At 70.2% G+C, this 1,782-nt stretch carries 3 protein-coding genes; 1 reads left to right on the plus strand and 2 read right to left on the minus strand.

Annotation, left to right across the window (positions count from 1 at the left end; translation table 11 throughout):
* Both ACTIDRAF_RS31080 and ACTIDRAF_RS0224515 read right to left on the minus strand, forming a co-directional pair.
* Positions 1–501 (minus strand): hypothetical protein (locus ACTIDRAF_RS31080; RefSeq protein WP_039789426.1); only part of this gene is annotated, 501 nt, incomplete at its 3' end.
* Entirely contained in the window at positions 498–866 is a 369-nt protein-coding gene (locus tag ACTIDRAF_RS0224515) for a hypothetical protein (protein WP_016701313.1), read from the minus strand. The genes ACTIDRAF_RS0224515 and ACTIDRAF_RS31080, both read right to left, overlap by 4 nt.
* Positions 867–1,645: 779 nt before the next feature.
* Between ACTIDRAF_RS0224515 and ACTIDRAF_RS33190 the strand changes: the two genes are divergently transcribed.
* On the plus strand, positions 1,646–1,782 hold a 137-nt coding region (locus tag ACTIDRAF_RS33190), incomplete at its 3' end, for a helix-turn-helix domain-containing protein (RefSeq protein ID WP_157163259.1).

The following is a 1,782-nucleotide window of genomic DNA, read 5'->3' on the forward strand; positions in this document are numbered from 1 at the left end:
GTGTCGCGCGGCCGTGCGCAGCTGCCGCCACTCACCGGCCGCCGTGCAGTCCCAGCACCACTCCTGCCCGTCGGGCCACCAGCCGCCGTTCCGGCAGGTCCGGCACCGCCGGAACTCCAACCGCACCCGCCGAGGCACGACCGGCCTGGTCGGAAACCGCCGCCACGTTCGAGACCACCAAGCTGCTAACCGTCCGGCCGTCCCGGTCTGCCCCTCCGCCCGGGGGGCGGGGACCTCGGCTGCCGGCGGGGGCGGATACTGACCCGCCAGCCTGCGCAGCATGTCGAGGCTGTCCCGCGCGGACCGCGCCAGCATGGCCGCCGTGCGTTGGATCTCGTCGAGGGTGTCCGCGACCTCGTCGAAGCACTCCGCCCACCGCTCCCGGTAGACGATTTGCTCCTCAGCGGGAGCGTCCTTGGGCGGCAGGTGCTCCACGAAGGTGAGGAACAGGGCCCGCAGTTCCCGTTCCCAGGCGGGCACCTCGGGCTGGTCGTCGCTCACCGGTAGCCCTCCCCCTCGTCGGTGGGCTCAGGTGCCCGCCAGTGGTGCGCCCCGCCCGGGGGTTCCTCGGGTGGGGTCGCGGGCAGGTAACCGGCCAGCGCGGTCCGGGCGGACTCCACGTCGAGCAGCCCGCGGGTGTGCCGAGGCTGGGAACGCAGCCACTCCAGCGCCCGGGACGTTTCCCTGGTGAGTTCGGCCAGGAACCGGTCGAGGTGTTCCCTGTCCTGGCCGTCCTGGTGGAACCGGACCTGGACGCACAGGCTGCCCAGGTCCACCATCAGCATCGGCCCGGTGCCGGGCATCTCCACCGTGAACAACGCCCCCGCTCCCTGCGCCGGGGCCGCCACCACCTGGGGGACCATCATGTCGCGTCCCCCTCATCGGTCGGCTGTGACCCGCCCCAGGCCGGTGGTGGGGGCGAGGTGAACGGTTTCCGTGCTACGGCGACGTTGGCCGGGTCGAACGGGGTGCCGGGCAGCGCCTCCGGCGGCACGGGTGCCACATCGGCGGAGATCCGGATTGTGGTCACGGCGTCGGCGCTGTGCTCGGCCGCTTGGTCGATCACCGTCACCGGCCACTGACACCGTCCGGTGCGGCGGTCCCATCCGGGTACCGGAGCCGCAGCCCGTGCCCGCTCCTCACGACTCCCGGGCTTCATCACCCGCCGCACCCCCACCCCAGCGCACCGTGCGGATACACCTGGTCATGCCCAGCCCGAAGCCGGGCCTCACCACCGATCGCCATGCGAACACCTTTCACTACTGCACGGCCAATGCTCATGACGTCGAAGTCCTCAGTTCCAGGAATGGATCGGATTCACGACCTCGGAGTCGCCGTTCAACTCGTCACGTCACGCGGCGGACGTGACCGCGCGTGCTTCGCGTTTCCTGCAGGCCACACTCCATCGCGATATGACGCTGGTCGCGGACCAGCCGTCGTACCAGCCAGCCGGGTGACGTCGACCGACCGTGCACCAGGACTCGTGACCTCATCAGCTTCGTCCATCCGGTCGTGGTCCCCCTGTGCCTGCTGCCCGCACCTGCCATTCATTCCAAGAGCTAGAATCGGCCGCACCAGCACCACAGTCGACCGAATGCGTATCCGGCGCATGCGATGCGCATAGCCCGGCACGGGAGGTGCAAGCATGGAACGGTTCGCAGGGGAACTCGCGCGGCTTCGGAGGCGTGCTGGTCTCAGCCAGGGAGAGCTCGCGAAAGCCGCGCACTGGAGCCAGAGCCAGGTCAGTCGTTGTGAGAACGCCAAAAGCCTCCCGGACGAAGC

Origin of the sequence: Actinoalloteichus spitiensis RMV-1378 (genome assembly GCF_000239155.1) — a bacterium.
GTDB lineage: Bacteria > Actinomycetota > Actinomycetes > Mycobacteriales > Pseudonocardiaceae > Actinoalloteichus_B > Actinoalloteichus_B spitiensis.